The sequence below is a fragment of the Acidovorax sp. GW823-FHT01C06 genome (assembly GCF_058798375.1).
On the sequence record NZ_JBXAKN010000019.1, the window covers coordinates 23,704 to 32,002 of the forward strand.

An 8,299-nucleotide genomic window follows, 5' to 3' on the forward strand; every position below is an offset into this window, starting at 1 on the left:
CGCCAGCAGGCATTTCCCATGCCCCCGCGCTCCATTCCCCACGTTCTTCGGCCTGCCTGCAGCGGACATTGACCGCCCACCCCGACACCATGACCCAGCCCAGCTCCAACGCCCTGCACACTTCCGCCTTGACCTCGCTGCCCCTGCTGGCCCGTGGCAAGGTGCGCGACAACTACGCCGTGGGCGACGACCGCATCCTGATGGTGGCCAGCGACCGCCTGTCTGCCTTCGACGTGATCATGGGCGAACCCATCCCCGGCAAGGGCGAGTTGCTCACGCAGATGGCGCTGTTCTGGTTCGACAAGCTCGGATACATCTGCCCCAACCACCTGACGGGCGACGCGCCGGAAAGCGTGGTGTCCGCGCAGGAGGCCGCGCAGATCCGTGGACGGTCCATGCTCGTGCAGCGGCTGCAGCCCATCCCCGTCGAAGCCGTGGTGCGCGGCTACCTGGCCGGCAGCGGCTGGAAGGAGTACCAGGAATCGCGCTCGGTCTGCGGCGTGCCGCTGCCCGAAGGGCTGACCAATGCCGCCAAGCTGCCCGCGCCCATCTACACCCCCGCCGCCAAGGCCGCCATGGGCGAGCACGACGAGAACATCACCTTCGAGCGCACGGTGGAGATGATCGGCCTGGACCTGGCGACCCGCATCCGCGACCTCAGCATTGCGATCTACCAGGCCGCCGCCGAGATCGCGCTGACCAAAGGCATGATCATCGCCGACACCAAGTTCGAGTTTGGCCTGGCGCCCGATGGCACGCTGGTGCTGATGGACGAGGTGCTCACGCCCGACAGCTCGCGCTACTGGCCCGTGGAAGGCTACGAAGCCGCCCTGGCCGCCGGCCAGAACCCGCCAAGCTACGACAAGCAGTTCGTGCGCGACTGGCTGGAGCAGGCCCAGGTGAACGGCAAGCCCTGGGACAAGACCGCGCCCGCCCCCCGCCTGCCGCGCGAAGTGATCGAAAAAACCGCCGCCAAGTACCGCGAGGCGCTGGAGCGCCTGACGGCCGCGTAAACAAGCTGCCTCGGCCACAATGCCGCGGGCCTTTGTCCGCCACGCTAGCTCAGAGGCGTCTCGGCGGCCTCGAAGCGCAGCAATGGTTTGCCATCCCCGTTGCGCATGAGCAGTTGCGCGCCCTGCTGGCGAAAACTCGCCACCTCTTTCAGGGCCGCAAAGAACCTCGCCTCCTGCCCGCTGCTGCGCGGGCACAGCGCAATGCTGGACACCACGTGCCCAAAGCGCAGTTGCCCTCCCTCCTGGGCATAGTCCGCCAAGAACCGGTTGCACCCACCCGAACCCGTGGCGCGCCCCTCGTTCGGCTGCAGCAGCAGGTGCGGCGCCGCATCCTCCCCAATGGGCTGGGGCACGGGCTCCTCTTCAATAGCCGCCAGGCGCCAATAAGTCAGGCTTAATGGCACGCCGGCGTCCACCATGGCATCCAAGGTCGGCTGGCGCCGCAATTGCACGTCCACGTGGCGGAAAGCCGCGTCCTGCGGTACAGGATGGCGCATGTCCGTGGCCAGCAGCAACCGCCCCTCCAGCATGACGGTGGCGCGCACCTCGTACCGCCCTTTTGGCAGGAAGCGCACCGAAGGGTAGGGAATCCAGATGCCGTACGGAGGTTGTCCCGCAGGCTCGCGGCGCTGCCGCCCCAGCACCATGGGGGGCGCATCAGGCTGTGAGACGTCCAGCAAGATGGCCTCAAAAACCGCCTCTGGCGGAAGCATCACACGTTCGCGCGACAGTGCCACGCCGCTGACGACGGCGTCGGGGGCGGGCGGGCGCGTACCACACCCCGCCACCAGCAAGCCCAGGGCAACAGCGGGCAGCCAGCGAAGGACGGCGAGGGTTCCGTGCACCCCTTCAGGCCCGCGCCTGGACGCCGGCACCGCCGCCATCACAGCCTCACCACCACCTCGCCAGCGGATGTCAGCTCAGCACCACGCTCGACAGCCGGCGCCGGTAGGTCGCCACCACCGGGTCGTCGGGCGGGATCTGGCCGTCGGCCACTTTCGCCTTGGGGGGTTCGATGATCTCGAGGATGGCCACGTAGGTCTTGCGGGCGATCTCTTCGCCCCAGGCCTTGTCGCGCATGAGGATTTCGAGCAGTTCGTCCATCGCGTCCGTCCAGCGCCGGCCGGCCAAGAGCCAGCGGGCGCGGGCGTAGCGGGTATCGAAATCGCGCTTGTTGGCGGCGATCTTGGCATCAAAATCGGCCTCAGCGCTTTCTCCATATGCGCCAGAAGCTACGAAATCAATAGCATCCATCCAGACTTTCAGCGCGCCGAGCTTGCGCGAGCCCGCGGCCTTGGCGATCACGGGGGCGAACGCGACCTTGGCATCGTCCTCGCGGTGCAGCTGCAGCAGGAGCTTGACGTAGTCGAAGCGCGCATCGTCGTTGGAGGGATCGGTCACCACCGCATGCTGCAGCTTCTCCAGTGCGGTGCTGGTGTCACCCTCGGCCAGGGCGTCCTGGGCTTCTTCCTCCTCCATTTCGGCCACCATTTCCTCGGCGGTGGGCACGTGCTTGTCGAGGAAGGCGCGCACCTGGCCCTCGGGCAGGGCCCCCATGAAGCCGTCCACGGGCTGGCCGTTCATGAGCAGCACACAGGTGGGGATGCTGCGGATGCCGAACATGCCCGCCAGCTGCTGCTCCTGGTCCGAGTCGATCTTGACGAGCTTGAAGCGGCCGGCGTATTCGGTCTCGAGCTTTTCCAGCACCGGCCCCAGCGACTTGCAGGGGCCGCACCAGGGCGCCCAGAAGTCCACCAGCACGGGCACGGTCATCGAGGCGGCAACGACCTCGGCTTCAAAGTTCTCTACGGTGACGTCAATCATGGTGGTGTACGGGCGGGGCCGGTCAAGCTGGTTGGTTCGCGCTATTTTGGCCCATCGACATGCCCGGGTGCGGCGAAGGGAAGCGCAAAAAGTAAAATCGCGGGTTCCACCTACAGCCGTGCCGCGGGCGCAGCCCGCGGCCAAGGCACCTTCCACACCATGAAACCCATCCAGATCGGCGTGGTCATGGGTTCCAGCAGCGACTGGGACACCATGCAGCATGCAGTGCAGATTCTTGAGCAATTCGGCATCCCGCACGAGGCCCGCGTGGTTTCGGCCCACCGCATGCCCGACGACATGTTCGCCTACGCCGAGGCGGCCGCCGGCCGGGGCCTGAAGGCCATCATTGCGGGTGCCGGTGGCGCCGCCCATCTGCCCGGCATGATTGCCGCCAAGACCACCGTGCCCGTGCTGGGCGTGCCCGTGGCCAGTCGCCACCTGCAGGGTGTGGATTCGCTGCACAGCATCGTGCAGATGCCCAAGGGCATCCCCGTGGCCACGTTCGCCATCGGCACGGCGGGCGCTGCCAATGCCGCCCTGTTTGCCGTCGCCCTGCTGGCCAACGAAAGCCCCGAACTGCGCCAGCGGCTCGAAGCCTTCCGCGCCGAGCAGACCGAGGTGGCCCGCAACATGACCTTGCCGCCCGCCGCATGAGCGCCAGCAACAAACCCCTCCTGCCGGGATCGACGCTGGGCGTGCTCGGCGGCGGCCAGCTGGGCCGCATGTTTGTGCACCAGGCCCAGGCCATGGGCTATTTCACGGCCGTGCTCGACGCCGACCCCACCAGCCCCGCCGGGCTGGTGAGCCACCACCACATCCAGACGGGCTATGAAGATCCGCAGGGCCTGGCCGAGCTGGCCCGCCTGGCCGATGCGGTGACCACCGAGTTCGAAAACGTGCCCGCGGCCGCGCTGGCCGCCCTGGCAGCGCAGCGCCCCGTGTCGCCCGCCGCCAGCGCCGTGTCGGTGGCGCAGGACCGTGCACGGGAAAAAGCCCATTTCGTGGCCTGCGGCGTGCCCTGCGCGCCGTATACGGTGATCGAAACGGCTGAGCAACTGGCTGCGGTTTCTTCTGATCTGTTGCCAGGCATCCTGAAAACGGCTCGCATGGGCTACGACGGCAAAGGCCAGGTGCGAGTGAAGACCGCTGCCGAACTCGCCGCTGCGTGGGACGCGGTCGGCAAGGTGCCCTGCGTGCTGGAGAAGATGCTGCCGCTGGCACTGGAATGCTCGGTGATCGTGGCGCGCGGCGCCGACGGGGCCACCGTGCACCTGCCCGTGCAGCGCAACCTGCACCGCGACGGCATCCTGGCCGTGACGGAGGTTTTTGAACAAAATCTGCCTCCAGCGCTTATTCAGCAAGCGGTAGCAGCTGCAATTTCGATAGCAAACGGCCTGCAGTACGTCGGCGTGCTCTGCGTGGAGTTCTTCGTGCTGCAGGACGGCGGCCTGGTGGTCAACGAGATCGCCCCGCGCCCGCACAACAGCGGCCACTACAGCCAGAACGCCTGCGACGTGTCGCAGTTCGAGCTGCAGGTGCGCACCATGGCCCGCCTGCCGCTCACGCAGCCGCGCCAGCACAGCCCCGCCGTGATGCTCAACCTGCTGGGCGATCTGTGGTTTGCGCAGGGCGGCACGGAGCAGACGCCCCCCTGGGCCGAGGTGCTGGCCCTGCCCGGCACGCACCTGCACCTGTATGGCAAGCGCGACGCCAAGCGCGGCCGCAAGATGGGCCACCTCAACATCACCGCCGCCACCCCCGACGCTGCGCGGGCCACCGCCCTGCGGGCTGCGGCCCTCCTGGGCATCGCGCCGTTCTGACCATGATTCTTGACGGCACCCAGCCCGCATCCATCGCCGCCGCAGCGCGGGCCGTGCGCAGCGGCGCGCTGCTGGGCCTGCCCACCGAAACCGTGTATGGCCTGGCCGCCGACGCCAGCAGCGATACCGCCGTGGCGCAGATCTTCGCCGCCAAGGGGCGCCCCAGCGATCACCCGCTGATCGTGCACGTGGCCAATGCCGAAGGCATTGCCCACTTCGCCAGTGAGGTACCGGGTTTTGCACAGAAGCTCGTCGATGCCTTCTGGCCCGGACCGCTCACGCTCATCCTGCCGCGCCTGTCCGGCGTGGCCACGGCCGCCACGGGCGGCCAGGACAGCGTGGGGCTGCGCTGCCCCGCCCACCCCGTGGCGCACGCGCTGCTGCTGGCCTGCGCCACGCCCGGCGATGGCGATGCCCTGGGCGGCCCGCCCGTGTGGGGCGTGGCGGCCCCCAGCGCCAACCGCTTTGGCCGCGTGAGCCCCACCACCGCCCGGCACGTGCAGGACGAGCTGGGCGCCGGGCTGCTGGTACTCGACGGTGGCCCGTGCGAAGTGGGCATCGAAAGCACCATCGTGGACTGCACGCGCGGCGTGCCAGTGCTGCTGCGCCCGGGCGCCGTCACGCGCGAGCAGATTGAGGCCGCCTGCGGCACCGCGCCGCTGTCCAGGGACGACCTGCCCGCGCTCACGCCGCGCGCCTCCGGCACGCTCGAAGCCCACTACGCCCCCGCCGCCAAGGTGCGCCTGATGGACGCCAAGGCCCTGCAGACCGGCCTGGACCTGCTGGGCGCCGAGGCCGCCCACATCGCGGTCTATGCCCGTGCCGCGCTGCGCACCCAGTCCTCCAGGCTCGTCATGCGGCGTATGCCCGACGACGCGGCCGCCACGGCCCAGCAGCTGTTCGCGGTGCTGCGCGGCTTCGACGACGACGGCGTGAAACTGATCTGGATCGAGACCCCGCCCGCCGAGCCCGAGTGGGAAGGTGTGCGCGACCGCCTGCAACGGGCATCTGCCGCATGATTCCAGCCGCACAAGGCGGCTTTACATGGGTTGACGTTGCACCGCTAAACTACCCCCCACTTTTCTGGAGAAATACATGGCAGCAAATTGGATGCGCCGCACCGTTCTGGTCGCCGCATGTGCGTCGGCCGCGTTGCTTGCGGCCTGCGGTTCAAGCACCACCGAATCGGCCATCACGCCCGAGCGCTTCATCGCGTTCGGCGATGCCAACAGCGACGTGGGGCAAAAGGGAACGCGCTACACCGTCAATGACGGCAGCGTGAACAACTGGACCCTGCAGGTGGCCGCCAACTACGGCAAGCCCCTCACGGCCGCCTCGGCGGGCGGCAAGAGCTACGCGGTGGGCAACGCCCGCGTCAAGGCCAAGCCCGACGCCGCGGGCAACGCCAGCACCCCCACCATCACCGAGCAGATCGATACTTTCCTGGCCAGCGGCAGCTTCGCGGCCAACGACGTGGTGATCCTGAGCGGCGGCATCAGCGACGTGATCGCCGGCATGGCCGCCGTGCAGGCAGGCACCCAGACGGAAGCCGCCATGGTGGCCGCAGCCCGCCAGGCCGGTGAGGACATGGCCGCGCAGGTGCGCCGCCTCGTCGCCGCGGGCGCCAAGTACGTGGTGGTGACCGGCACCTATGACCTGAGCAAGACCCCCTGGGCCAAGGCCATCCGCCGCGAGGCGCTGCTGACCGACGCCAGCAGCCGCTTCAACGACGGCCTGCTCGTGGGCATCGTGGACCTCGGCGCCAACGTGCTGTACGTCGATTCCGCCTACTACGTGAACCTGTACACGAGCGTGCCCGCCAACTACGGTTTCAACAACGCCACGACGCCCGTGTGCACCTCCGTGGACGCCGCCAACGGCATCGGCATCGGCGCGGGCCAGGTCAACTCGGCCCTGTGCACCCCCTCGACGCTGCTGGCGGGCGCCAACCAGGCCTCCTACGTGTTCGCCGACCCGGTGTACCTCACCCCTTCGGCACAACGCCAGTTCGGCACCTACGCCCATGACCGGCTGAAGGCGCGCTGGTAACCAGCCTGCGGGGTGGCGGCGCTCGTGGAGCGCGCCACCGGGAGGCACAAAAAAAGCCGACCCCAGGGTCGGCTTTTTGCTGAGCGCCCTGCCCTGGGCGGGCAGGGCGGATGCCTTTGCCTACTTGACGGTGTCAAACACTGCACGGGCCTGTGCATGGCAGAATGGTGGCTCATACGTGCCGTGGTAGGCGGCGTAGTAGGTCGCGAATGCGGCCGATGCCGGATCGGTGGGGGCCTGGCCGCCCGGGCCGAAGGTGGCCTGGATCGCGGCATCGACGTCCACCGACGCCACGTTGGTCAGGCCCCGGCTGTCGAAGTCGGCCTTCATCACACGTTGGTGGATCGCAGGCGGCACCGTGGGGTCGCCCGCCCCTCCGCACAGCAGCACGCGGGCCTTGGGGTTCCAGCCCAGCAGGTCGTTCTTCTTGGCCGCCAGGTACAGGGGGTGGGTGGTGCTGGTCTGCGAGCCCGTGATGAAGGCGGGCTGGAACAGCGCATCACGCGCCTGGTTGGGCGTGCCCGCAGGCAGGGTGCCCGAGGTGACCAGCGTGGTGTAGGTCAGCGTGGGGTGGGGCAGCAGGGTCTCGATGTAGCCCGAGTACGGCGCCTTGAAGACCTGCTTGACGTCCGTGTAGACATCGCCATAGACCTTCTGCCAGGCCGTCACCAGGTACGGAACGAAGAACTGCACGCCCGCGATGGCGTCCGGGATGCGCAGCGAACCCGACAGGTTGTAGGGGCCCGCCAGGTGGGCGCCGGCCACCACGTTGAATTCATTGCCGTAGTCGCGCTCAGCGGAGCGGTGCGCCGCCATCGACGAGTGCCCGCCCTGCGAGTAGCCTGTGAACATGACCTTGCCCGACAGATTGGCGCCCACGCTGCCCGCCGCGTTGCGGGCGGCGCGCACCGAGTCGATGACCGAGGTGGCTTCCGAGTCGGCGTGCAGGTAGGGGTGGTAGCTGTAGCCTGACTTGGCAAACCCCAGGTAGTCGGTGGCCACCACGGCATAGCCCTGGGCGGCGTACATGGCAGCGAGCAGGAAGGTTTCGCTGTCCTGCGGATTGGCCAGGGTGCGGGGCTTTTGCACGTCGGTGCCCTTGGCATAGGCGACCAGCGGCGCGGCGGTGCTGCAGCTGCCCGCGGGCACGAGCATCACGCCGGAGGCGTTGGTGCTCTCGCCCCCCTTGGCGCCCGCGGTGGCGTAATTGAGCGCAACCACCTTCACGTCGCATTTCGCCTTGCCGGTGATGGCCTGCAGGCCGCTGCTGGAAGTGCCTGCGTCGATCTGCGCGGCCGTCAGCGTGGTGAGCACCGCCGGGGGATCGATCAGCGCGCCGCGGGCGGGATCGTCGGAGCCACCGCAGGCAACAAGCAGGACCGCGGCGGCGGCGACACAGGTAAGGCGGAAATACGTCATGAATGGATACCTCAGGTCTGGAAGGAACGACGCATCGTGCGCGCACCTGCACTGCACCATCCATAGGGGATAACGCGGACCGCACCGGGCGCGCAGACGCCTAGGTGTGATGTCTCAATAGGTTGTTCATCCGTCTCGGATTTGGGAAGCTGTGGTTACCAGGCCAAGCCACTC

8 protein-coding genes are annotated in these 8,299 nt (G+C 68.3%); 5 read left to right on the plus strand and 3 right to left on the minus strand.

The genetic code is table 11. The features are described from left to right. Positions 1–89 precede the first annotated feature (89 nt). A complete protein-coding gene (locus tag AC1RCS_RS24820; RefSeq protein ID WP_492246529.1) occupies positions 90–1,013 on the plus strand; it encodes a phosphoribosylaminoimidazolesuccinocarboxamide synthase in 924 nt (307 codons plus the stop codon). A 44-nt stretch (positions 1,014–1,057) separates the two neighbouring features. Here the strand turns inward: AC1RCS_RS24820 and AC1RCS_RS24825 are convergent, their stop codons facing one another. Next, positions 1,058–1,858 carry an META domain-containing protein gene (locus AC1RCS_RS24825; RefSeq protein WP_492246530.1) on the minus strand — a complete coding sequence of 267 codons (801 nt, stop codon included), beginning with the start codon at positions 1,856–1,858 and terminating at the stop codon, positions 1,058–1,060. Between the two features lie 70 nt (positions 1,859–1,928). Further along, entirely contained in the window at positions 1,929–2,837 is a 909-nt protein-coding gene (gene trxA, locus AC1RCS_RS24830; RefSeq protein ID WP_492246531.1) for a thioredoxin, read from the minus strand. Between the two features lie 159 nt (positions 2,838–2,996). On the opposite strand from trxA, the gene purE reads away from it, so the two are divergent. The 4 genes from purE (at position 2,997) to AC1RCS_RS24850 (ending at position 6,706) form a co-directional block, all read left to right on the plus strand. Next, complete coding sequence (gene purE / locus AC1RCS_RS24835; RefSeq protein WP_057227318.1) at positions 2,997–3,491, plus strand: 5-(carboxyamino)imidazole ribonucleotide mutase; 495 nt, start codon at positions 2,997–2,999, stop codon at positions 3,489–3,491. Next, on the plus strand, positions 3,488–4,657 hold the full coding sequence (locus AC1RCS_RS24840; protein ID WP_492246532.1) for a 5-(carboxyamino)imidazole ribonucleotide synthase: 1,170 nt from the start codon (positions 3,488–3,490) through the stop codon (positions 4,655–4,657). The genes purE and AC1RCS_RS24840 overlap by 4 nt, the downstream gene beginning before the upstream one ends. Before the next feature lie 2 nt (positions 4,658–4,659). Then, positions 4,660–5,676, plus strand: coding sequence for an L-threonylcarbamoyladenylate synthase (locus tag AC1RCS_RS24845; RefSeq protein ID WP_218341785.1), 1,017 nt, complete (start codon positions 4,660–4,662; stop codon positions 5,674–5,676). A 76-nt stretch (positions 5,677–5,752) separates the two neighbouring features. Further along, complete coding sequence (locus AC1RCS_RS24850; RefSeq protein ID WP_492246533.1) at positions 5,753–6,706, plus strand: SGNH/GDSL hydrolase family protein; 954 nt, start codon at positions 5,753–5,755, stop codon at positions 6,704–6,706. 120 nt (positions 6,707–6,826) lie between these two features. Here AC1RCS_RS24850 and AC1RCS_RS24855 read toward each other — a convergent pair whose 3' ends face one another. Next, entirely contained in the window at positions 6,827–8,125 is a 1,299-nt protein-coding gene (locus AC1RCS_RS24855; protein WP_492246534.1) for a lipase family protein, read from the minus strand. Between the last annotated feature and the right edge of the window lie 174 nt (positions 8,126–8,299).